19 protein-coding genes are annotated in these 22250 nt (G+C 71.9%); 6 read left to right on the top strand and 13 right to left on the bottom strand.

What is annotated here, in order from left to right:
* Positions 1-40: 40 nt before the first annotated feature.
* Positions 41-2623 (bottom strand): aminopeptidase N, encoded by a 2583-nt coding sequence (gene pepN, locus IE177_RS05780; RefSeq protein ID WP_190013647.1) that lies wholly within the window; start codon positions 2621-2623, stop codon positions 41-43.
* Positions 2624-2761: 138 nt separating this feature from the next.
* Between pepN and IE177_RS05785 the strand changes: the two genes are divergently transcribed.
* A complete protein-coding gene (locus tag IE177_RS05785) occupies positions 2762-3424 on the top strand; it encodes a mycothiol-dependent nitroreductase Rv2466c family protein (RefSeq protein WP_190013648.1) in 663 nt (220 codons plus the stop codon).
* Positions 3425-3545: 121 nt separating this feature from the next.
* Here IE177_RS05785 and IE177_RS05790 read toward each other — a convergent pair whose 3' ends face one another.
* The 9 genes from IE177_RS05790 to IE177_RS05830 form a co-directional block, all read right to left on the bottom strand.
* A complete protein-coding gene (locus IE177_RS05790; protein WP_190013649.1) occupies positions 3546-4193 on the bottom strand; it encodes a superoxide dismutase in 648 nt (215 codons plus the stop codon).
* Between the two features lie 128 nt (positions 4194-4321).
* Complete coding sequence (gene argG, locus IE177_RS05795; protein ID WP_190013650.1) at positions 4322-5767, bottom strand: argininosuccinate synthase; 1446 nt, start codon at positions 5765-5767, stop codon at positions 4322-4324.
* 101 nt (positions 5768-5868) lie between these two features.
* Positions 5869-7254 (bottom strand): amino acid permease, encoded by a 1386-nt coding sequence (locus tag IE177_RS05800; protein ID WP_190013651.1) that lies wholly within the window; start codon positions 7252-7254, stop codon positions 5869-5871.
* Positions 7255-7376: 122 nt separating this feature from the next.
* On the bottom strand, positions 7377-8273 hold the full coding sequence (locus IE177_RS05805; protein ID WP_190013652.1) for a TauD/TfdA dioxygenase family protein: 897 nt from the start codon (positions 8271-8273) through the stop codon (positions 7377-7379).
* A 12-nt stretch (positions 8274-8285) separates the two neighbouring features.
* Positions 8286-9620, bottom strand: coding sequence for an LLM class flavin-dependent oxidoreductase (locus IE177_RS05810; RefSeq protein WP_190013653.1), 1335 nt, complete (start codon positions 9618-9620; stop codon positions 8286-8288).
* Positions 9617-10351, bottom strand: a complete 735-nt coding sequence (locus IE177_RS05815) for an ABC transporter ATP-binding protein (protein WP_190013654.1) — start codon at positions 10349-10351, stop codon at positions 9617-9619. The genes IE177_RS05810 and IE177_RS05815 overlap by 4 nt, the downstream gene beginning before the upstream one ends.
* Positions 10327-11178, bottom strand: a complete 852-nt coding sequence (locus IE177_RS05820) for an ABC transporter permease (protein WP_373305032.1) — start codon at positions 11176-11178, stop codon at positions 10327-10329. The genes IE177_RS05815 and IE177_RS05820 overlap by 25 nt, the downstream gene beginning before the upstream one ends.
* A complete protein-coding gene (locus IE177_RS05825) occupies positions 11175-12218 on the bottom strand; it encodes an ABC transporter substrate-binding protein (RefSeq protein WP_190013655.1) in 1044 nt (347 codons plus the stop codon). The genes IE177_RS05820 and IE177_RS05825 overlap by 4 nt, the downstream gene beginning before the upstream one ends.
* Positions 12219-12424: 206 nt before the next feature.
* A complete protein-coding gene (locus tag IE177_RS05830; RefSeq protein ID WP_190013656.1) occupies positions 12425-13636 on the bottom strand; it encodes an ROK family transcriptional regulator in 1212 nt (403 codons plus the stop codon).
* Positions 13637-14078: 442 nt separating this feature from the next.
* Between IE177_RS05830 and IE177_RS05835 the strand changes: the two genes are divergently transcribed.
* Positions 14079-14660: a biotin transporter BioY gene (locus IE177_RS05835; protein WP_190013657.1), complete on the top strand. Its 582-nt coding sequence runs from the start codon at positions 14079-14081 to the stop codon at positions 14658-14660.
* Positions 14661-14672: 12 nt separating this feature from the next.
* On the opposite strand, the gene IE177_RS05840 is transcribed toward IE177_RS05835, so the two are convergent.
* Together IE177_RS05840 and IE177_RS05845 are read right to left on the bottom strand one after the other, a co-directional pair.
* A complete protein-coding gene (locus IE177_RS05840) occupies positions 14673-16001 on the bottom strand; it encodes an FAD-binding oxidoreductase (RefSeq protein WP_190013658.1) in 1329 nt (442 codons plus the stop codon).
* An 82-nt stretch (positions 16002-16083) separates the two neighbouring features.
* Positions 16084-17508, bottom strand: coding sequence for an amino acid permease (locus IE177_RS05845; RefSeq protein ID WP_190013659.1), 1425 nt, complete (start codon positions 17506-17508; stop codon positions 16084-16086).
* Between the two features lie 239 nt (positions 17509-17747).
* On the opposite strand from IE177_RS05845, the gene IE177_RS05850 reads away from it, so the two are divergent.
* Positions 17748-18236, top strand: coding sequence for a ribose-5-phosphate isomerase (locus IE177_RS05850; RefSeq protein ID WP_190013660.1), 489 nt, complete (start codon positions 17748-17750; stop codon positions 18234-18236).
* A 44-nt stretch (positions 18237-18280) separates the two neighbouring features.
* Complete coding sequence (locus IE177_RS05855) at positions 18281-19090, top strand: Fpg/Nei family DNA glycosylase (RefSeq protein WP_190013661.1); 810 nt, start codon at positions 18281-18283, stop codon at positions 19088-19090.
* Positions 19091-19156: 66 nt separating this feature from the next.
* Here the strand turns inward: IE177_RS05855 and IE177_RS05860 are convergent, their stop codons facing one another.
* Positions 19157-20398: a GNAT family N-acetyltransferase gene (locus IE177_RS05860; protein WP_190013662.1), complete on the bottom strand. Its 1242-nt coding sequence runs from the start codon at positions 20396-20398 to the stop codon at positions 19157-19159.
* Between the two features lie 174 nt (positions 20399-20572).
* On the opposite strand from IE177_RS05860, the gene IE177_RS05865 reads away from it, so the two are divergent.
* Positions 20573-21742: a PP2C family protein-serine/threonine phosphatase gene (locus IE177_RS05865; protein WP_190013663.1), complete on the top strand. Its 1170-nt coding sequence runs from the start codon at positions 20573-20575 to the stop codon at positions 21740-21742.
* A gap of 29 nt (positions 21743-21771) precedes the next feature.
* Positions 21772-22242: an HD domain-containing protein gene (locus IE177_RS05870; RefSeq protein ID WP_190013664.1), complete on the top strand. Its 471-nt coding sequence runs from the start codon at positions 21772-21774 to the stop codon at positions 22240-22242.
* Positions 22243-22250 lie beyond the last annotated feature (8 nt).

Below are 22250 nucleotides of genomic sequence, written 5' to 3' on the forward strand. Positions count from 1 at the left end.
TTTCGTAACGGTCACCGAACGGGCAGGCTCAGGCCAGGGCTCACCGGCCGGACGCCGTCGCGTCGCACTCCTGCGCACGCAGCGCCCGCGCCAGGTCGTCCCGCGCCTCCAGCACCAGCCGGCGCAGCGCGGGCGCCGCGTCCCGGTGCGCCCGAAGCCACGCGTCCGTCGCCTCCAGGGTCTCCGGCCGGTCCTGGAGCGCGGGGAACAGACCCCGGACGACGTCCATGCCGATCTGGATCGACCGCTCCCGCCAGATCCGCTCGATCGCCGTGAAGTACTGCCCGGCGTACGGCGCCGTCAGGGCCCGCTGCGAGGGCCGGCCGAACCCCGCGATGGTGGCCTCCACCAGCGCGTTCGACAGCGCGTCGGACTCCACCACCTGCGCCCACGCCTGCGCCTTGACCGCGGCCGACGGCCGGGCCGCGAGGCAGCGGACCTGGTGTCGCTTGCCGGAGGCGGTGTCGTCGCGGGACAGCTCGGCGGCCAGCACCGCCTCGTCGGCCGCCCCGTGTGCGGCCAGCGGCTCCAGGAACGCCCAGCGCAGTTCCTGGTCCATCTCCAGGCCGTCGATCGCGGTGGTCCCGTCCAGCAGCTCCTTCAGCAGCGCCAGGTCCGGCCCGGCGGAGGCCACCTCCGCGAAGAACCGTGCCCAGGCCAGCTGGTGCTCACTGCCCGGCCCGGCCGCCCGCAGCTCCCGCAGGGCGCCCTCGGCCAGCAGCTCCCCGCCGGTCTCCCGCCAGGCCGGCGCCGCGTAGTGCACCAGCGCCGTGTTCGCCCAGGCGTGCAGCATCTGCAGAACGCCGATGTCCGACTCGCGGCCCGCGAACCGCAACACGTAACCGATGAAGTCCCGCGCCGGCAGCAGCCCGTCGCGTGTCAGGTTCCACAGCGCCGACCAGCACAGCGCACGGGCCAGCGGGTCGGTGAGCGCGCCCAGGTGCTCGCGCAGGGTCGACAGCGAGGTCTCGTCGAAGCGGACCTTGCAGTAGGTCAGGTCGTCGTCGTTGACCAGCACCAGCTCCGGCGCCTGGGCGCCCGCCAGCTCGGCCACCACCGTGCGCGCGCCGTGCACATCGGTCTCCACGCGCGCGTACCGCTCCAGCGCGCCCTGGGGCGTGCGCCGGTACAGGCCCACGGCGATCCGGTGCGGGCGCAGCTCCGGGTGCGTCTCCGGGGCCTCCTGGAGGACCGCCAGCTCGGCGATCCGGCCGCCCTCGGTGTCCAGCAGCACCTGCGGGGTCAGCGAGTTCACCCCGGCCGTCTGCAGCCAGGACCGGGCCCACGCGGTCATGTCCCGGCCGCTGGTCTCGGCCAGCACCGACAGCAGGTCGCCGAGGCGCGTGTTGCCGTACGCGTTGCGCTTGAAGTAGCGGCGGGCGCCCTCCAGGAACGCGTCCTGCCCGGCGTACGCCACCAGCTGCTTGAGCACCGAGGCACCCTTGGCGTAGGTGATGCCGTCGAAGTTCAGCTTCGCGTCCTCCAGGTCACGGATGTCCGCCGTGACCGGATGCGTGGACGGCAGCTGGTCCGCGCGGTACGCCCACGCCTTGCGGCGGTTGGCGAAGGTGATCCACGCGTCCCGGAAGCGGGTCGCGCCGACGTTGGCGAACGTGCCCATGAAGTCCGCGAAGGACTCCTTCAGCCACAGGTCGTCCCACCACTCCATGGTGACCAGGTCGCCGAACCACATGTGCGCCATCTCGTGCAGGACGACGTTGGCCCGCGCCTCGTACGACGCCTGCGTCACCTTCCCGCGGAAGATGTACTCCTCGCGGAAGGTCACCAGACCGGGGTTCTCCATCGCGCCCAGGTTGTACTCCGGGACGAACGCCTGGTCGTACTTGCCGAACGGGTACGGGTAGTCGAAGTGGTCGTGGAAGAAGTCCAGGCCCTGCTTGGTGACCAGGAAGACGTCGTCGGCGTCGAAGTGCGGGGCGAGACCCTTGCGGCACATCGCGCCCAGCGGGATCTCCAGCCTCGTCCCGTCCTCGAAGGTGCGCGCGTAGAGGTCCGTCACGTAGTGGTACGGCCCCGCGACCACGCACGTGATGTACGTCGAGATCGGCTTCGTCTCCGCGAACCGCCAGACGCCGTCGGTCAGTTCGCCCGCGCCGTTGCTCCACACCGTCCAGCCCTCGGGCGCCCGGACCTCGAACCGGTAGGGAGCCTTGAGGTCCGGCTGCTCGAAGTTCGCGAAGACACGGCGGGCGTCGGCCGGCTCGTACTGGGTGTACAGGTACACCTCGCCGTCCTCCGGGTCGACGAAGCGGTGCATGCCCTCGCCGGTGCGGGAGTAGGCGCAGCGGGCGTCGACGACCAGCTCGTTCTCGGCGGCCAGGTTCTCCAGCGCGATCCGGGCGCCGTCGAACACCTCGCTCGGGTCGAGGTCCTTGCCGTTGAGCGAGACGGCGGTCACGCCCGGCGCGACGAGGTCGGCGAAGGTGGCCGCGCCCGGCTCGCCGCAGCGGAAGCGGATGGTGGTCACCGAGCGGAAGGTGCGCGGCTCCCCGTCCCCGTCACCGACGGCGGACCGCAGGTCCAGGGACACGTCGTACCCGTCGACGGACAGCAGTGCCGCCCGCTCCCGGGCCTCCTCACGGGACAGATTCTCACCGGGCACGGAGGGCACTCCTTTGTGGTCGCGTGAATGGCCGTTAACAGCAGTGATCCTGCCATGCGCTCCTGACGCAGGGCAGCAGGGAATGCGCCTCGCGCCGACGTCGTTGACGATTGAAAGAACGCTTGCGCAAGGAGAGCCATGTCCGAGACCCCGGCCGCGTCCGGCAAGACCCCCGTCGACTTCTGGTTCGACCCGCTCTGTCCCTGGGCCTGGATGACCTCCCGGTGGGTGCTGGAGGTGGAGAAGGTCCGCGACATCGAGGTCCGCTGGCACATCATGAGCCTCGCCGTCCTCAACGAGGACAGGCTGGACGAGCTGTCCGAGTCCTACCGGGAGATGCTCACCACCAAGGCGTGGCAGCCGGTGCGCGTGGTCACCGCCGCCTGGCAGAAGCACGGCGACGCGGTCCTCGGCCCGCTCTACACGGCGCTCGGCACCCGCTTCCACAACAACGGCGAGGGCCCGACCGTCGAGGCCGTCGCCGGCGCGCTCGCGGACGTCGGCCTGCCCGCCGAGCTGATCGAGTACGCGGACCAGGAGAACTTCGAGTTCGACGCCGAGCTGCGCGCCTCCCACAAGGAGGGCATCGAGAAGGTCGGCCAGGACGTCGGCACCCCGATCATCGCGCTCCCCGGCGCGGACGGCGAGCAGATCGCCTTCTTCGGCCCGGTCGTCACCCCCGCCCCCAAGGGCGAGGAGGCGGCCCGCCTGTGGGACGGCACGATCGCCGTGGCCTCCGTCCCCGGCTTCTACGAGATCAAGCGGACCCGCACCAAGGGCCCCGACTTCAGCAACCTGTAGCCCCCCGCGCAGGAGGACCCCCGCGAGTCACGTCCTCGCGGGGGTCCTCCGTTCATCCGCCTGCCGCGTGAAGGGTGAGAAGACGATCACGAGGCAGGACGCTCACGGGCGCCCGGCGCCCTCAGGGCGCGAGCAGCAGCGCGTCCGTGCGGGACCTGGCCGCCTCGTACCGGCGGGCCACGTCCTGCCAGTTCACCACCTGCCACATCGCCTCGACGAAGTCCGCCTTCTGGTTGCGGTACTGGAGGTAGAAGGCGTGCTCCCAGGCGTCGAAGACCAGGATCGGGGTGGAGGCCTGGCCGACGTTGCCCTGGTGGTCGTAGACCTGCTCCACGATCAGGCGCCCGCTCAGCGGCTCGTACGCCAGCACGCCCCAGCCCGAACCCTGGGTGGTGGCCGAGGCCTTGGACAGCTGGGTCCTGAAGGCGGCGAAGGAACCGAAGGACTCCCTGATCGCCTCGGCCAGCCCGCCCACCCCGTCGGCCTCGAGCGGCTCGCCGCCGCCGTCCTGCGGGCCGGTCATGTTCTGCCAGTAGATGCTGTGCAGGATGTGCCCGGAGAGGTGGAAGGCGAGGTTCTTCTCCAGCCCGTTGACCGAGCCCCACGACTCCCGGTCCCGCGCCTCGGCGAGCTGCTCCAGGGTGTCGTTCGCGCCCTTCACGTAGGCCGCGTGGTGCTTGCCGTGGTGCAGCTCGATGATCTCCGGGCTGATCACGGGCGCGAGCGCCGAGTAGTCGTAGGGCAGCTCGGGCAGCGTGTAGACGGGCATGGGCGATCCCCTCCGGACCTTATTGCAAGTCTCTTGCAACTACACGCTATCAGCAACAGGTCCGGGCGCCTGGGAACGGCGAAGGGCCCGGCGCCGTCGGCGCCGGGCCCTTCGTCCACGCGAGGCGGTCAGTCCGTGCCGGACTCCATCGCGGCGCGGTCCAGCAGTTCCTCGTCCTCGGAGACCTCGCCGCGGGAGGCGATGGCCTCCGCGCCGCCTTCCGGCATGGCGCCGATCAGGCCGGTCGCGGCCGCCTGGGCGGCGCCGACGGCGGGACCCGTGGCGCCGATCATGCCCAGCCCCGCGTACTGCTCCAGCTTGGCGCGCGAGTCGGCGATGTCCAGGTTGCGCATGGTGAGCTGGCCGATCCGGTCCGTCGGGCCGAACGCGGAGTCCTCGGTGCGCTCCATCGACAGCTTGTCCGGGTGGTAGCTGAACGCCGGACCCGCGGTGTCGAGGATCGAGTAGTCCTCGCCGCGGCGCAGCCGCAGCGTCACCTCGCCGGTGACCGCCGCGCCGACCCAGCGCTGCAGCGACTCCCGCACCATCAGTGCCTGCGGGTCCAGCCAGCGGCCCTCGTACATCAGCCGGCCCAGACGCCGGCCCTCGTTGTGGTACTGGGCGACGGTGTCCTCGTTGTGGATCGCGTTGACGAGGCGCTCGTAGGCGGCGTGCAGGAGGGCCATGCCGGGCGCCTCGTAGATGCCGCGGCTCTTGGCCTCGATGATCCGGTTCTCGATCTGGTCGGACATGCCGAGGCCGTGCCGGCCGCCGATGGCGTTGGCCTCCATGACCAGCTCGACGGCGGAGCCGAACTCCTTGCCGTTGACGGTGACCGGACGGCCCTGGTCGAAGCCGATCGTCACGTCCTCCGCGGCGATCGCGACCTCGGGGTCCCAGAACCGCACGCCCATGATCGGCTCGACGGTCTCGACGCCGGTGTCCAGGTGCTCCAGCGTCTTCGCCTCGTGGGTGGCGCCCCAGATGTTGGCGTCGGTGGAGTAGGCCTTCTCCGTGCTGTCCCGGTAGGGCAGTCCGTGGGCGAGGAGCCACTCGGACATCTCCTTGCGGCCGCCCAGCTCCGTCACGAAGTCCGCGTCCAGCCACGGCTTGTAGATCCGCAGGTGGGGGTTGGCGAGCAGGCCGTAGCGGTAGAACCGCTCGATGTCGTTGCCCTTGAAGGTCGAGCCGTCACCCCAGATCTGCACGTCGTCCTCGAGCATGGCCCGGACCAGCAGGGTGCCCGTCACGGCGCGGCCGAGCGGCGTGGTGTTGAAGTACGCGCGTCCGCCCGAGCGGATGTGGAACGCGCCGCAGGCGAGGGCGGCCAGGCCTTCCTCGACCAGCGCCGCGCGGCAGTCGACCAGGCGTGCGACCTCGGCGCCGTACGTCTTCGCGCGGCCGGGCACCGAGGCGATGTCGGGCTCGTCGTACTGGCCGATGTCGGCGGTGTACGTGCACGGGACGGCGCCCTTGTCACGCATCCACGCGACCGCGACGGAGGTGTCGAGGCCGCCCGAGAAGGCGATGCCGACGCGCTCGCCGGCGGGCAGGGAGGTGAGGACCTTGGACATAGGAAGAGTATGCGGGAAAATGTATATCCATGCAACGTGGGCAGGGAAAGCTCATGGTGGGCGCCGGTGGCGGCGGGCCCGCCGGGCCCGCCGCCACCGGGTCAGCTACGGGCGCGCAGGCGCTGGCGGACGTAGCCGGCCGCGGCGAGGGACAGCGTCATGGCACCCGTGGAGTACAGCTGGAGACGGGTGTCGTGCTCGCGGGCCATCAGGACGAGGATCGCGGCCATGCCGGCCAGGGCGAGCCAGGTCAGCCACGGGAACGCCCACATGCGGACCACGAGCTTCCCGGGGGCCTCGCGCTCGATCCGGCGGCGCAGCAGCAGCTGGGAGACGGCGATGAAGATCCAGACGACCAGGATCACCGCGCCGATCATGTTCAGCAGCCAGGGGAAGACGTCGTCCGGACGCCAGTAGCTGAGCAGCACGCAGACGAAGCCGAAGAAGCAGGAGGTCAGCACCGCGATCCGGGGGACGCCGCCGGAGAGCCTGGCCAGCGCCTTCGGGCCCAGGCCGCGCTGGACCAGCGAGTAGGCGATCCGCGAGGAGCCGTAGATGTTCGCGTTCATCGCCGACAGCAGCGCCACCAGCACGACCACGTTCATCAGCCGGCCCGCGCCGGGGATGCCCAGGTGGTCGAGCGTGGCGACGTACGGGCCCTTCTCCACGACCTCCTTGGAGTCCCACGGGACCAGGGTCACCACGACCGCCATCGAGCCGATGTAGAAGAGGGCGATGCGCCACATCGCCGTGCGGACGGCGGAGGCCACGCCCCGCACCGGGTCCGGCGACTCGGCCGCCGCGATCGTCACCGTCTCCAGGCCGCCGTAGGCGAAGACGGAGGCCAGCAGGCCGATCACCAGGCCCTCGCTGCCGTGCGGGAGGAAGTCGCCCAGGTTGGCGGTGCCGGGCGCGTCCGTACCGGGCAGCACCCCGGCGATCGCCAGCACGCCCAGGACGAGGAACAGGCTGATCGCGCCGACCTTCAGCGCGGCGAACCAGAACTCGAACTCACCGAAGTTCTTCACCGCGGCCAGGTTCGCCCCGCAGAACACCACCATGAACAGGGCCACCCAGGCCCACTGCGGGGTCCCCGGCAGCCAGCCCTGGACGATCTTCGCGGCGCCGATGCCCTCCAGGCCGACCGCCGTGCACAGCAGCACCCAGAAGGACCAGCCGGCGGCGAAGCCCGCCCACGGGCCGATGGCCCGCTCGGCGTGCGCCGAGAAGGAACCGGACGACGGGTGGGCGGCCGACATCTCGCCGAGCATCCGCATCACCAGCATCACCAGGAGCCCGGAGACCGCGTAGGCGATGACGACGGACGGGCCGGCGGCGGCGATACCCGCGCCGGATCCGACGAACAGGCCCGCGCCGATCACCCCGCCTAGGGCGATCATCGACAGGTGGCGCTGCTTGAGGCCGGGGGAGAGGGAAGTGCCGTCCCGCTGCTGCGGGGGCGTCTCGGTCTGCGTGCTGCTGGGCATGGGCGCGACTCGTCCAGTCCGTAGGCGGAAGAAAAAACTCCACCATACTGGGCGGCCCGTCCGCTCACGCGGGGGAGCCGCCCAGTATCCGGACACCCACCGCACCCGGCGTGAGCCCGCCGTCACGCCGCCGCGGGCACCGGCGTGTAGTGCGAGGCGTCGCCCTCGACCGAGTAGCTCTCCTTGCCCTCGACGCCGACCGGGACGTCACCGGCGACGGTCACCCGGTGCAGGCGGCGCGGCCGGCCGTCGTAGTTGTCGACGGCGTAGTGCTGGGTGATGCGGTTGTCGAAGAGCACCAGCTGGTTCTCCGACCAGCTGTGGCGCAGCACGTTCTCCGGACGGGTGACGTAGGCCTGGAGCAGGTCCAGGACCCTGCGGGACTCACCCACCGACAGGCCCGCGATCCGCTGTGCGAAGCCGCCGATGAACAGCCCGCGCTCACCGGTCAGCGGGTGGACGCGCACCACCGGGTGGGCGGTGCGGTACGTGATGGAGGTGAACTCGGCGCGCTGGGCGGCCTTCTGCTCGTCGATGTCCTCCTGCGGCACGGCGTAGTCGTAGTCGTTGGTGTGCTCGGCCCACAGGGTGTCGGCGAAGCGCCGCAGCGGCTCGGGCAGGTCGCGGTAGGCGGCCGCCGCGTTGGCGATCAGGGTCTCGCCGCCGTACGGCGGGAGCGTGATCGAGCGCAGGGTGCTGGCCTGGGGCGGGTTGAGGACGAAGGTGACGTCGGTGTGCCAGTGGTTGGCGCTGCCCTGCTCGCTGTCGACCGGGAGCACGTTCGGCGCGCCGTCTACGGCGCCCACGGTCGGGTGGGCGGTGGTCAGGTCGCCGAAGTGCCGGGCGAAGGCCTGCTGCCCCGCGTCGTCCAGGTCGACGTCGTCGAAGACGAGCGCCTTGTGGACGCCCAGGGCCTCCCGGATCGCGGAGACCTCCTGCGCCTCCAGCGGCCGGGAGATGTCGACGCCGCTGACACGGGCGCCGATGTTCGCGGTGATCCTGCTGATCTTCAGGGACATGGGGGATTCCTCTCAGGCGAACGCGGGGGTCAGGTACTGGTTGGCGGGGCGGGGCAGGCCGTAGCGCTCGCGCAGGGTCCGGCGGGGCCCGTACTCGGTGCGCAGCAGGCCTCTGGCGCGCAGCAGCGGTACGACGTGCTCGACGAAGGCGTCCAGGCCGGAGGGCAGGACGGCCGGCATGATGTTGAAGCCGTCGGCGGCTCCTCGCGTGAACCAGGTCTCGATCTGGCCGGCGACCTGCTCGGGCGTCCCGGCGAAGGTGCGGTGCCCGCGTCCGCCGCCGAGCCGGCCGATCAGCTGCCGCACGGTGAGCCGCTCGCGCCGGGCCAGCTCGACCACCAGGGTGTAGCGGCTCTTGGCACCCTCGATGGCGGACTCGGGCGGCAGGTCGGCGGGCAGCCGCGCGTCCAGTTCCAGGGCGCCGGCCGGGAGGTGCAGCAGGTTCTCCAGGCGGGCCACTCCGTGCGTGTACACGATGTGGTCCTCCAGCACCTGCTCGTTCGCCCGCGCCTCGGCCTCGGTCGACCCGAGCACCGGCACGATGCCGGGCAGCACCTTCAGGTGCTCGGGGTCCCGCCCGGCCCGTGCGGTACGGGACTTGAGGTCGGTGTAGAAGGCCTGGGCGTCGGCGAGGGTCTGCTGGGCGGTGAACACCGCCTCCGCGTACCGGGCGGCGAAGGCCTTGCCGTCGTCCGAGGAGCCGGCCTGCACCAGCAGGGGGTAGCCCTGCGGGCTGCGCGGCACGTTGAGGGCGCCCTCGACGCGGAAGTAGGCGCCCCGGTGCCGGGGCGGGTGGATCTTGCCGTCGTCGCCCCAGACGCCGGCCTCCTTGTCGGCGACGATCGCGTCGTCCTCCCAGCTGTCCCACAGCTTGAGGGCCACGTCGAGGAACTCGGCGGCGCGGGCGTACCGCTCGGCGTGCGCGGGCTCGGCGTCCAGGCCGAAGTTGCGGGCGGCCTCCGCGCCGGCGGTGGTGACGATGTTCCAGCCGGCCCGGCCGCCGCTGATGATGTCCAGCGAGGCGAACTTGCGGGCCAGGTTGTAGGGGGAGTTGTAGGAGGTGGAGGCGGTGGCGATCAGGCCGATGTGCTCGGTGGCGGTCGCCAGCGCCGTCAGCAGGGTGAGCGGCTCCAGTGCGCCGGCCGGGCGCTGGGCGAGGTTGCCCCACAGCTGGGGGCCGTCGGCGAGGAAGAGCGAGTCGAAGGTGCCGCGCTCGGCGATCCGCGCCAGCTCGACGTAGTGGGCGAGGTCGACGTGCGCGTACGGGTCGCTCTCCGGCAGCCGCCACGATGCCTCGTGGTGTCCGGTGTTCATCAGGAACGCGTTGAGGTGCAGCGTGCGGGTCATGCGTGGTCCTCCGTGACGCCGAGGGCGGCCAGCAGCCGCTCGCGGTACTCGCCCAGCACCGGCTCGCGGTAGGAGCGCGGGTGGGGACGGTCGATGGTCAGGTCGAGGCCGATCCGGCCGTTCTCCAGGACGAGGACCCGGTCGGCGAGCACGATCGCCTCGTCCACGTCGTGGGTGACGAGCAGCACGGACGGCCGGTGGCGCTTCCACAGGTCGCGCAGCAGGTTGTGCATCCGGATCCGGGTGAGCGCGTCCAGCGCCCCGAACGGCTCGTCCGCCAGGAGGAGTTCGGGCTCGCGGACCAGGGAGCGGGCGAGGGCGGCCCGCTGGGCCTCACCGCCGGACAGCTCCCCGGGCCAGGCCCGCTCCCGGCCCTTCAGGCCGACCTCCTCCAACGCGGCCCGGCCGCGCTCCTCGGCGTCCTTGCCGTCCAGGCCGAGCAGGACGTTGCCCAGTACCCGGCGCCAGGGCAGCAGCCGGGAGTCCTGGAACACCACCGAGACCCGCTCGGGTGCGGTCAGCCGCCCGCTCCCGGCCACCCCGTGGTCGAGTCCGGCGACGGCCCGCAGCAGGGTGGACTTGCCCGAGCCGCTGTGCCCGAGCAGGGCCGTGAACTGTCCGGCGGGCAGGTCGAGGTCGATGCCGTCGAGGACCGCGCGGCCGCCGAACGAACGCGTCAGGCCCCTCAGCCGGACGGCGGGCCGGGTCAGTTGCTCAGTGTGCGGCGCCACGACAGCACCCTCCGTTCGATGAGGCGGACCACGCTGTCGGAGACCAGGCCGAAGACGCCGTAGATCAGCAGGCCGACCAGGATGACGTCGCTCTGGCCGTAGTTCTGCGCCTGGAACATCAGGTAGCCCAGGCCGCTGGTGGCGTTGATCTGCTCCAGGACCACCAGGCCCAGCCAGGAGCCGGTGACACCGAGCCGGAGCCCCACGAAGAATCCGGGCAGCGCCCCGGGGATCACCACCTGCCGGACGAAGGCGAGCCGCGACAGGCCCTGCACCTCGGCGAGTTCGACGAAGCGGCTGTCGATGCCGGACAGCGCGGCATGGGTGTTCAGGTAGATCGGTATGTAGACGACGATCGCGATGATGGCGACCTTGAAGGTCTCCCCGATGCCCAGCCAGAGGATGAACAGCGGGATCAGGCCGAGCGTGGGGATCGCCCGGTTGAGCTGGACGGTTCCGTCGATCAGCGCCTCACCGGTCCGGCTGAGCCCGGAGGCGAGCGCGAGCAGCACCCCGGCGGTCAGGCCGATCGCGAAACCGTAGCCGGCCCGTTCCAGGGAGGTCAGCACATCGGTGGGCAGCGTGCCCTCGGTCCACAGGTGGCCGGCGGTCCTCACCACCGTCCAGGGGGCGGGTATGGCGCCCGGGTCGAGCCGCCCCGCGGCCGAGGCGGCGGCCCACAGGGCGAGCACCACCAGCGGGCCGAGCAGCCGGGCGGCGGGCAACCGGCGGCCGGGGGAGAGCCGGCGGCGCCTGCGGACCTGGGGCGGGTCCGGGGCCGCCGCGGCGGGCGCCGCGGTCGTGGTCGTCGTGGTCACGGTGGTCACCTGCGGTACTCCTCGGGTACGGCCTTGGCGGCGATGGACTCGAAGCGGTGGTCGAAGAGCGAGGAGACGTCGAACTTCTTCACGAAGCCGCCCTCGGCGAGCAGGTCGGCGGTCTCCTGCTCCCACTTGACGGCCTCGTCCCAGCTGGGCGGGAACAGCGGCTTGTTGGCGAGAGCGGTGATGGACCTGGCCTGGTCCGGGGTCAGGTTCTGGGTCTTGACGTAGAACTCCTCGTTCCAGGCGTCCGGGTGCTCGTACGCCCACACCTGGCCCTTGGCCCACGCGGGGATGTAGGCGGCGACCGCGGCGGCCTTCGCCGGGTCGGAGAGCACGGACTGCGGGGCCCACAGCAGGTTGAGCAGGTCGACGACGTCGGTGGTGATGGTGTGCGCGCCCTTGGACCGGTACTTCTCGAGGTAGGCGGGTGCCTGGCTGTTGGCGAGCGGGGCCACGTCGACCTGGCCGGACTGGAGCGCGGTCAGGAACTGGTTGCTGGTCAGCGGGACCAGCGAGACGTCGTCGTACTTCAGGCCGGCCTTCTTCAGGGCCCGCAGCAGGACGACCCCCTGGGCCTGGCCCTGCGAGAAGGCGAGCTTCTTCCCCTTGAAGTCCCCGACCGTGCGGATGTCGCTGCCGGGCTTGGTGGCGAAGAGGTAGTTGGGCTTGCGGGTGACGCCGATCGCCACGATCTTCGCGTCGAAGCCCTGGAAGTGCGCCTGGATCGGCGGGATGCCCGCGTTGTTCGCCAGGTCGAGGGACTTGGCGCGGAACGCGTTGATCACGTCCGGTCCGGCCCCGATGTTCACCCAGGTGGACACCGTGAACGGCAGCTTGGGCAGCTTCGCCAGCCGGAACTGCAGCTGCTGGGTGCCCTGGTAGGAGGCGATCTTCAGGCTGGTGCCGGCCGGGACCTCGTCGGCCAGCGGCTCGGTGGCGGCGCCCTGGATGCGGGCGGCGGAGTCGCCGTCGGCGCAGCCGCTGAGGCCCACGGCGGCGGCGGACGCGCCCAGCAAGGAGGTGAGAAAGACACGACGGTGCATGGGATGACTCCCAGGAGGAAAAGAGGGAAAAGGCAGGAAGAATTCCAGGAAAGGGAATCCGGGGCAAGAGAACTCACGCAGTGGGAAACACGCGCTTCATGCGCGGCAATGTGTCAGCAACAGAGGGTGCGACAGCTCGTGAGCGGGGCCATGACCAGGATGTTCCCGGCCATGCGCACCCCCTGTCAACATTCCGAGTTTCTGAATTAAATAGCCTCAGGTGACGGGCTTCGCAGCGCGCCGAACGGATCCCGGAACAGCGTGTCCAGTGCCACCGAACCGCCCGCCGTCGCGAGTACGGAATCCGGGAAACTCGTCGCGTAGACATCCGCCGCACGTGCCGTGCCCGCCGCCTCCCGCAGCGCGGCGAGGCAGTCCTCGAAGTGCATGACCCCCACCTCGGTCACCACCACGGATTCCGGGTTGAGCACGTCGAGCAGCAGCCCGGCCGCCCGGCCCGTCGCCCGGGCCCGGTCCACCAGCAGCCGCCGGGCCACCGCGTCCCCGGCCGCCGCGGCGGCCACCACGTGCATCGGGTTGGCCGAGCCGATGACCCCGGCCGCCCGCGCCCGCCGGCACAGCGTCCGCTCGCTCAGCTCCGCCTGCAGGCAGCCGGTACGGCCGCACGCGCACGGCTCGATGCCGCCCGGCACCGGCAGGTGGGCGATCGCCCCGGCCGCCGAACGCGGCCCGTGGTGCACCTCGTCGTTGGTGGCGAAGGCCGCGTCGACCATGTTGCCCATGAACAGGTGCAGCACGCTGCGGCTGCCCCGGGCCCGCCCGAACAGCCGCTCCGCGTTCACCAGCGCCCGCGCGTGACCGTCCACTTCGACCGGCAGACCGGTCCGCGCGCCGAGCAGCGCCCGCACCGGCACCTCGCGCCAGCCCAGCAGCTCGTGCTCCACCACGGTGCCCGACTCCCGGTCCACCCAGCCGCCGAGCGCCACCCCGACCCCCAGCGGACGGCGGTCCGGGACCGCGGCGAACAGCTCCGCGAGCCCGTCCGCGGCCCGCGCCAGCACCCGGCCCGGATCGGTCCGCTCGTGCTTCAGCTCCCGCCGGGCCACCACCCGGCCGCGCAGGTCCAGCAGCGCCACCGTCGTGTACGGCACGGCCACATGGACCCCGGCGACCAGGAAGCGGCGGCCGTCGAGGTCGACGGGGACGTGTGGCCGGCCGACCCCGTTCGAGCGCCGGGGCGCCGACGACTGGCGTATCAGGCCCAGTTCGGCGAGCCGGGCGCAGTGCTCGGTGACCGAGGCCGGGGACAGCCCGGTCAGCCGGGCGACGGTGCTGCGCGCCACCGGCCCGTGCTCCAGCACCGCACGCAGCACGACGCTGGCACTGGTGCGCCGCCGGTCGCTGTCGGCGGCACGCGGAACGGGGGAGGCGAGGGTGGGAACCGCGGTACGGGGCATGGGGAAACCGTCCTCGGGAACGGGGCCGACACGTCTCTCGGAACGAGGGCGCGCCGGGGGGCGCCCTACCTCGGACGGCGACAGGTGGCCGTGCCCTGCCGTCGCAGGTCGACGTAGCGACGCGACGTGAAGTACCGGGCCTGGGCAACCATGCGCTCGAAGCTAGCAAAACGCCCCCGCGCTGCCCAGACGGCGACCGACGGGCGAGACGGCCACCGGCCCATTGGCGGAACCCTACAGACGGCCCGTCACCCTCCCGCGTTCCGCGGACCACTCCACCTCAGTGACCGGCATCACGCCGTGTCCGGTGTGTCCCGCCGTTTTTGTGCGAAGCCCACCAAGCGCCGGTTCGAGCCTTTGTCGAGCGCTGACGGTGATCACCGCACAGGCACCGGTATAGCGTCACGGTGTTCCCACCTGCCCAGACACCCGCGGAGTCCCCATGAGCACCGCCACCGCCACCGCTCGCCCCGGCGCAGTCCTCGCCGACCTGCTCCCCGCGTCCCGCGTCCGCGACGCCGCCCTCGTGCTCGGCGGCGCCGTGCTCACCGGTCTCGCGGCCCAGCTGTCGGTCCCGGTGCCCGGGTCCCCGGTGCCGGTGACTGGCCAGACCTTCGCCGCGCTGCTCGTCGGCACCTCGCTCGGCGCCCGCCGCGGCTTCCTCTCCCTCGCCCTGTACGCGATCGCGGGCGTGGCCGGCGTGCCGTGGTTCGCGGGCGGCGCCTCCGGCGCGGGCGCCGTCTCCTTCGGCTACGTCCTCGGCATGCTGCTGGCCTCCGCGGCCGTGGGCGCCCTGGCCCGCCGCGGCGCCGACCGCTCCCCGCTGCGCACGGCGGGCACGATGATCCTGGGCGAGGCGGTCATCTACGCGGTCGGCGTGCCCTACCTGGCCCTGGCCGCCCACCTGTCCGCGTCTCAGGCGATCGCGGCCGGTCTCACCCCCTTCCTGATCGGCGACGCCCTCAAGGCCGCCCTGGCGATGGGCGTGCTGCCCACCGCCTGGAAGCTCGTCGGCAAGCGCTGACGGGGCAGTCCGTCAGTCGGAACTGATGCCGTGGTTCCTGCGGAAGAGGTTCGCCGGGTCGTAGGTCTCCTTCAGCCCGGCGAGCCTCTTGCGTGTCTGAGGGTCGTACAGCCCGTCGCCGCGGTCGCCCGCGCCGAACGCGAAGTTGAGCGACCGGCCGAGCGTGTCGTCGGCCAGCAGCGCGAACGCCGGGTCCAGCACGGCCCGCGCCCGGTCCCGCTCCCCGACGCCCACCACCCGTACCAGGAACCGCCCCTCCCGGTACGGCACCGCGTTCGGCGCCGGCCTGGCCAGCGCGCCGCCCAGGTGGTTGACCAGCACGACACACATCAGGTCCGCCTCCGGGCCGGTGAGCCGCAGCAGCTCACCGGCCCGCTCGACGTCCAGCTCCCGCAGCACCGCGCTGTCGCCGCAGTAGGCGTGCGGGGCCGGGGGGTCGTTGTGGATGGTGTGACTCTGCGCGTACGGCATCACGCGCAGCGAGTCCGACACCACCGGGCCGATCTTCCGCAGCGGGGCGGTGACGTCCTCGCCGTCCTCACCCGTGTACGCGACGGTGACCGAGACGAGGTACGTGCCGCGCAGGTGCGGGGGCAGGGTGGGCGCGTCCGGATACGCGACGGCGGTGAAGGACGAGGTCAGACCGTCCGGCACGGTCCGCGTCCAGGCCTCGTACGCCCGCAGCACGGCCGCCGGGTCCACCACGCGCCCGTCGAAGGCGAGCGAGCCGCCGTACAGCGTCCGCACCGGAACGAGCCCGATCTCCAGTTCCGTGACGACGCCGAAGTTCTGCCCGGCGCCGAGCAGCGCCCAGTACAGGTCGGGCTCGGAGGTCCGGGTCACGTGCCGCAGCGCGCCGTCGGCGGTGACGACCTCCAGCCACCGCACATGGTCGGCCGCGTAGCCGAACTCACGTGCCAGGATGCCGAAACCGCCGCCCAGGGTGTACGAGACCGCGCCCACACCGGGCGACGAGCCGTTCAGGGGCGCCAGCCCGTGCGGCTCGGCCGCCGCGACCACCTGAGCCCAGGTCGCCCCGGCCTGCACGCGCGCGGTACGGGTCCCGGGATCGACCGTGACCCCGTTCATGCGCCTCGTCGTCACCAGCAGCCCGCCCCGGTAGCCGTCGGGCAGCCCGTGCCCGCTCGCCTGCACCCCGACGGGCAGGCCCCCGGCCGCCGCGTGCCGGACGGCCGCCACCACACCGGCGGCCGAGCGGACGGGCGCGATCAGGTCGGGCCGCTGGGTGAAGCCGAGCTGGAAGCCGGCTAATTCGTCGTCGTAACCCGGGTCACCGGGACGGAGGAAGGCGAGGTCCGCGTCAGCGTCGCTGTAGGTCATGGGACGCAGCATGGCCGCATAACCTGTCACCTTCCGACAGGTTATGCGGCCATGTTGGGGAGCGTTTCCGGCCGGGGCCGGATCAGCCGACGGACACCTTGTCGGCCGGGGCCTCCGCCACCGGGGCGGGGCGGTTCGCCGTGATCCGCTCCTTGATGAAGGCGATCACCAGCACGACCGCCGCCACGCCCAGCGACAGGAGCACGGTCTTGCGGCCGCTGCTCGGGCCCTCGGTGTCGGTGAGCATGTAGCCCAGGACGAACACGATCATCGCGGCCGTCACCCACGTCAGGTACGGGTACAGCCACATCTTCACGATGAGCTTCTCCGGGGCCTCCCGCTGGATGATCTTGCGCATCCGCAGCTGCGAGAAGCAGATGGCCAGCCACACGAACAGGGCCACGGCGCCGCTGGAGTTGAGCAGGAAGAGGAAGACGCTGTCGGGGAACTTGTAGTTGAAGAACACCGCGACGAAGCCGAAGACGACCGAGGACAGGATCGCCGTCATCGGCACACCCCGGGAGGTGGTGCGGGCGAACGCCTTGGGCGCGTCACCGCGCTGTCCGAGCGAGAACGCCATGCGCGAGGCCGTGTACAGGCCGGAGTTCAGGCAGGACAGCACCGAGGTCAGCACGATGACGTTCATGATCTCGCCGGCGTGCGCGATGCCGAGGGAGTTCAGCGCCGCGACGTAGGAGCCGTCCTTCTTGATGGACGGGTCGTTCCACGGCAGCAGCGAGACCACGACGAGGATCGAGCCCAGGTAGAAGACGCCGATCCGCCAGATGATGCTGTTGGTGGACTTGGTGACCGCGCGCTGCGGGTCCTCCGACTCTCCGGCCGCCAGGGTGGCGATCTCGCTGCCCATGAAGGAGAAGACGACCAGCAGCACGCCGGTGAGGATCGCTCCCGGCCCGTGCGGCAGGAAGCCGCCGTGGTTCGTCAGGTTGCCGAACGTCGCCTTGTCGGTGTGGGCGCCCGGCAGCACGCCGAACACCGCGAGCAGGCCGATGACGATGAACGCGCCGATCGCCACGACCTTGATGCCGGCGAACCAGAACTCGAACTCGCCGTAGGACCCGACGGAGACCAGGTTGGTCGCGGTCAGGACGACCATCACGATGAGCGCCCAGCCCCATTGGGGTACGGCCGGGACCCAGCCCTCGAGGATCTTCGCGCCGGCGGTGGCCTCCACGGCCAGCACGACGACCCAGAAGAACCAGTAGAGCCAGCCGATGGAGAAGCCGGCCCAGCGCCCGAGCGCGCGGTCGGCGTGGGCGGAGAACGAACCCGACGTCGGGTTCGCGGCCGACATCTCGCCCAGCATTCGCATCACCAGCACGACGAGCGTGCCGACGAGCGCGTACGACAGGAGGATGCCCGGTCCCGCGGTAGCGATACCGGTACTGGAGCCGACGAAGAGGCCGGCTCCGATGACGCCACCGATCGCGATCATCGAGAGGTGGCGGTTCTTCAGTCCTGCTTGAAGGCCCGAACCAGGGGTCATGGACGGATTTCCTTTACGCCAGGTGGAGCTGCCCGCACGAGCGGTGTACGAGCCGGTCCAGTGAATCCGAGGTGTACGAATTCGGGAACCTCTGAATCCGTATTGTTACTTGAGGTTTCCTTGAGGATCTATGGCCGGACTCACATTTCCGGAATGTGCTCCTCCCCGGCACGGGCACCGGCGCCGCCCCGTCGGCACCCGGGGCTGCTGCCCCGGTACGGGCGTGTCACACTCGTGACATGCGCGTGTACCTCGGCTCGGACCATGCGGGCTACGAACTCAAGAACCACCTCGTCGAGTGGCTGAAGGCCGCCGGCCACGAGCCCGTGGACTGCGGGCCGCACATCTACGACGCCCAGGACGACTACCCGCCCTTCTGCCTGCGTGCCGCGCAGCGGACGGCCGGGGACGCGGACGCCCTCGGCATCGTGATCGGCGGCTCCGGCAACGGTGAGCAGATCGCCGCGAACAAGGTGAAGGGCGTGCGGGCGGCCCTGGCCTGGAGCGAGGAGACGGCGGCGCTCGGCCGTCAGCACAACGACGCCAACGTGGTGGCCGTGGGCGCGCGCATGCACAGCACGGAGGAGGCGACGAAGTTCGTCGAGATCTTCCTAAGCACGCCGTTTACCGGTGACGAGCGTCACATCCGCCGCATCGACATGCTGTCGGCGTACGAGACGACCGGCGACCTGCCCCCGATCCCGGCCCACCACCCGCAGCAGGACTGACTTCCGGGAAGACGGGCCCCAGGGGCTGGAAGGAACAGGGAACCGTGCCAGAGGGGCACACGATCCACCGGCTGGCGCAGGACTACGCCGCCCGCTTCACCGGCACGGCTCCCCGCGTCACCAGCCCCCAGGGCAAGTTCTCCGACGCGGCGGACCTGCTCGGCGGCGCCGTGCTCACCGCCACCGAGGCCCACGGCAAGCACCTGTTCCTGCGCTTCCGGGACGCCGACTGGGTCCACATCCACCTCGGCCTCTTCGGCAAGGTCGGCTTCGGCGCCGCCCCGGCCCCGCCTCCGGCCGACACCGTCCGGCTGCGGCTGGCGAACGACACCGCCTACGCCGACCTGCGCGGCCCCACCACCTGCGCCCTCATCACGGACGCCGGGAAGCGGGCCGTGCACGACCGCCTCGGTCCCGACCCGCTGCGCGAGGACGCCGACCCGGGCACGGCCTACCGCAGGATCTCCCGCAGCCGCACGACGATCGCCGCGCTGCTCATGGACCAGAAGGTCGTCGCCGGCGTCGGCAACGTCTACCGCGCCGAGGTCCTCTTCCGGCACGGTATCGACCCCTACCGCGCGGGCCGGGACATCACCCCGGCCGAGTGGGACGCCCTGTGGGCCGACCTCGTGGAACTGATGCGTGAAGGGGTCCGCAACAACCGGATCGACACGGTGCGTCCCGCGCACACCCCGGAGGCGATGGGCCGCCCGCCCCGCGTGGACGACCACGGCGGTGAGGTGTACGTCTACCGCCGGGCCAGCAGGCCCTGCCACCTCTGCGGCGACGCCGTCCGCACCGCCGGCCTCGCCGCGCGCAACCTCTTCTGGTGCCCCACCTGCCAGCAGCGGTGAACCGGCGCCGGAAGGCGGCAACGGTGAACCGGCGCCCGAAGGCGCCGGACACGGCCCAGAAGTGGCCTAGAAGCCGTGCGGCAGCCAGGGCGCCACCGGAGAACCGAGGGCCACAGACGCCCGCGTCAGCGCCCCCGGCCGAAGCTCCCGGACCCGGCCGGCCGCCGCCAGCGACACGAGGCTCACCCCGCCGAGGCACGCAGCGCCCAGCTCCCGGGCGGACAGGGACAGGTCCGGCGTGTCCGTCGTACGTTCGCAGGACGCCCCCTCGGCGTCCCCGGTCAGCCGCCAACGCCCCGCGTTCCAGGTGCAGAAGGAGTCCTCGACGTCGAACACGACGTCGACCGGCGTCAGGTACGTGCGCGCCGACAGCCCCGCGCCCACGTCCACCAGACGGACGTACCCGGCGTCGCGCAGCCGCGGCAGGCAGCGCCGGATGTCGGAGACCTGGTGCTGCCAGGCCTCGTCGACCGGCCGGCCCCGCACCGTCAGCTTCGTCATCAGGTCGATGCCGAACAGCAGCCGCCACAGCGCCGCCTCGGTCGCCGGATCCAGCGCGGCCAGTTCCTCCAGGGTCACCGTGCCGTCGTGCCCGCTCGGCCCCCAGCCCATCCTGGTGCGGAAGCGGGCGTACCCCGTGACGGAGCCCTCCCGCTCGGCGACCACGCACTGCAGGGCCGACGCCCCGTCCCGTCCGCTCTCGGGGTCGAGCAGGCCCGCCCGCTCCCAGCCGGGCTGCCGGGCCAGCATGCCGGGACGGCGGGGCACCAGCGCCGCGTACACCGCCTCGCACTCCTTCAGGACGTCGGCGGGCGGCGCGTACCGCACCCGCACCTCGTCGGCGCCCTCGGGCAGGGACAGGGCGACCCTGCCGGTGTCGATCTCGGCGCTGAGCTGGAAGGTCGCCGCGCCGAACCCGAACCGGCCGTAGATCGCGGGCTCGGAGGCGAACAGCGCCGCCAGCGGCTCGCCCTTGGTGTGCGCGTCGTCCAGCAGCCGCCGCATCATCGACGTCAGCACCCCGCGCCGCCGGTGCGTCGCGGCCACGCTGACCATCGTCACACCGGCGGTGGGCACCTCGCCGCCGCCCGGCACGGTCATCCGGAAGCTGAACGCGCCGGACGTGCCGACGATCGCGTCCCCGTCCCACACGGCCAGGGCGCGGTCGAACTCGGTGAGGGATCTGTCCAGTCCGCGCTCCTCGGGGGAGGCGGGGCCGCCGCCGAACGCACGGATCAGGTGGTCCCACCACCGGTCGAAGTCGTCCGGGTGCAGCGTCCTCGGCTCGATCCCGTGCTCAGTCCCCATGAGCCATGCCTATCAGGGCATTGCGGGGCGAGCCAGTGAATTTCTCCCGGGTGGCGGCGAGATGGCCCCCGGTGCCGTTCACTGTGAGGACGAAGCAAGCGGCAGGCCTCGGGCGAGGGACAAGTGGGACCTCCCGTGCCAAGGGGCCGGTCCGATGGATAGGGTCCCGAACTGATGGCAGCAGGAGAGCGGCGCGCGAAGGCCGAGACGTTCACGGCCCGGTGCAGGATGCAGTGGCACCGGGTCCGCGTCGGCCTGCGCAGAAGCGCCGTGGACTACTTCCGCGGGGACGGTTCGGACTGGATCGCGCTCATCGGCCTGCTGCTCACCATCCCCGTCCTCGCGGCCCTGACACTCGGCAACTCGGTGTGGTTCTCGCCGGCCGCGCTGGTCCTGCCGATCGTCGCGGGCGGTCTGCTGCTGCGCCCGGCGAGCCTGCTCGGCCTGTACGCGACGGCGGCCACCGCGCTGATCGTCGAGTCGGTGCGGCTCGGCCCGTACACCGAGGGGCCCTCGCGGGTCACGCCGGGCGTGGTCCTGGTCGTCGCGGCGTCCGGCCTCTTCGGGCTGCTGACCGCGCAGTTCCGCAGCCGGGTCGGTGTGCCCTGGCGGCGCGGCGGCACCATGCTGTTCGACCTGCGCGAGCGCATCCGGGTGCAGAGCGCGCTGCCGAAGCTGCCGCAGGGCTGGCACCACGAGATGGCGCTGCGCCCGGCCGGCGGGCAGTCCTTCTCCGGGGACTTCGTCGTCGCGGCCCGCACCAACGGCGGCCGCACCCTGGAGGTCGTGCTCACGGACGTGTCCGGCAAGGGCATGGACGCCGGCTCGCGCGCCCTGCTGCTGTCGGGCGCCTTCGGCGGCCTCCTCGGCTCCCTCCCGCCGCACGCCTTCCTCCCGGCCGCCAACGGCTACCTGCTCCGCCAGAACTGGGACGAGGGCTTCGCCACCTCCATCCACCTGGTCCTCGACCTCGACTCCGGGGACTACGAGCTGTACTCCGCTGGCCATCCGCCGGGACTCCAGCTGAGCGCGGGCAGCGGGCGCTGGGAGGAGAAGGCGGCCGAGGGGCCGCTGCTCGGCGTGTACGACGGCGCCCAGTTCGACTCCACGAAGGGCTCGCTGCGGCCCGGTGACGTACTGATGCTGTTCACGGACGGGCTGGTGGAGACCTCCGACCGGGACATCGTGGAGGGCATCGACCGCCTCACCGGCGAGGCGGACCGCTATGTCGCGGGCGGCTTCCACGGTGCCGCCTGGCACCTCATCGAGGCGGTCGCCAAGGACGTCAACGACGACCGCGCCCTCCTGCTCATCTGCCGTGACGCCTCGGCGGCCGTCCGCTGAGCGGCCCGGCGGCGGGGGAGACTGAAGGGGTGACCGAGACACCCCTCACCCTGGCCGAGGTCGAGGCGCTCGCCCGCGCGGCGCACGACGGGCAGACCGACAAGGCGGGACGGCCGTACGCCGAGCACCTCGCGGCCGTCGCCGAGGGCGTCCGCGCCCGTGGCGGCGACCCGGAGCAGATCGCGGCGGCCTGGCTGCACGACGCCGTCGAGGACGATGCGCTCACCCGGCAGTGGCTGGCGGCGGCGGCCCTGACCGAGCGCACCAGGGCCATCGTGGACGCCCTCACCAAACGGCCGGGGGAGGCGCCTGAGGAGTACGCCCGCCGGATCCTCGCCACGCCGGGCGCACGGCTGGTCAAGGAGTCCGACCTCGCCCACAACAGCGATCCGCGGCGGCTCGCCGTCCTGCCCGAGGCCACGAGGGCCCGGCTGACCGGGAAGTACGCGCACATGCGCGCACTGCTCGGCCTGGCGCGGGAGAGTCCGGGCCAGGGGTGACCCGGTGC

Source organism: Streptomyces lucensis JCM 4490 (assembly GCF_014650035.1).
Classification (GTDB): Bacteria; Actinomycetota; Actinomycetes; order Streptomycetales; family Streptomycetaceae; genus Streptomyces; species Streptomyces lucensis.

What these genes read in the sequence shown, in the direction of transcription:
- IE177_RS05790 (WP_190013649.1), bottom strand. Translation starts at nt 4,193, where the DNA reads ATGCCCGTCTACACGCTGCCCGAGCTGCCCTACGACTACTCGGCGCTC.
- IE177_RS05845 (WP_190013659.1), bottom strand. Translation starts at nt 17,508, where the DNA reads ATGACCCCTGGTTCGGGCCTTCAAGCAGGACTGAAGAACCGCCACCTC.
- IE177_RS05810 (WP_190013653.1), bottom strand. Translation starts at nt 9,620, where the DNA reads ATGACCCGCACGCTGCACCTCAACGCGTTCCTGATGAACACCGGACAC.
- IE177_RS05835 (WP_190013657.1), top strand. Translation starts at nt 14,079, where the DNA reads ATGAGCACCGCCACCGCCACCGCTCGCCCCGGCGCAGTCCTCGCCGAC.
- IE177_RS05850 (WP_190013660.1), top strand. Translation starts at nt 17,748, where the DNA reads ATGCGCGTGTACCTCGGCTCGGACCATGCGGGCTACGAACTCAAGAAC.
- argG (WP_190013650.1), bottom strand. Translation starts at nt 5,767, where the DNA reads ATGTCCAAGGTCCTCACCTCCCTGCCCGCCGGCGAGCGCGTCGGCATC.
- IE177_RS05865 (WP_190013663.1), top strand. Translation starts at nt 20,573, where the DNA reads ATGGCAGCAGGAGAGCGGCGCGCGAAGGCCGAGACGTTCACGGCCCGG.
- IE177_RS05805 (WP_190013652.1), bottom strand. Translation starts at nt 8,273, where the DNA reads ATGTCCCTGAAGATCAGCAGGATCACCGCGAACATCGGCGCCCGTGTC.
- IE177_RS05825 (WP_190013655.1), bottom strand. Translation starts at nt 12,218, where the DNA reads ATGCACCGTCGTGTCTTTCTCACCTCCTTGCTGGGCGCGTCCGCCGCC.
- IE177_RS05800 (WP_190013651.1), bottom strand. Translation starts at nt 7,254, where the DNA reads ATGCCCAGCAGCACGCAGACCGAGACGCCCCCGCAGCAGCGGGACGGC.
- IE177_RS05830 (WP_190013656.1), bottom strand. Translation starts at nt 13,636, where the DNA reads ATGCCCCGTACCGCGGTTCCCACCCTCGCCTCCCCCGTTCCGCGTGCC.
- IE177_RS05860 (WP_190013662.1), bottom strand. Translation starts at nt 20,398, where the DNA reads ATGGGGACTGAGCACGGGATCGAGCCGAGGACGCTGCACCCGGACGAC.
- IE177_RS05785 (WP_190013648.1), top strand. Translation starts at nt 2,762, where the DNA reads ATGTCCGAGACCCCGGCCGCGTCCGGCAAGACCCCCGTCGACTTCTGG.
- IE177_RS05840 (WP_190013658.1), bottom strand. Translation starts at nt 16,001, where the DNA reads ATGACCTACAGCGACGCTGACGCGGACCTCGCCTTCCTCCGTCCCGGT.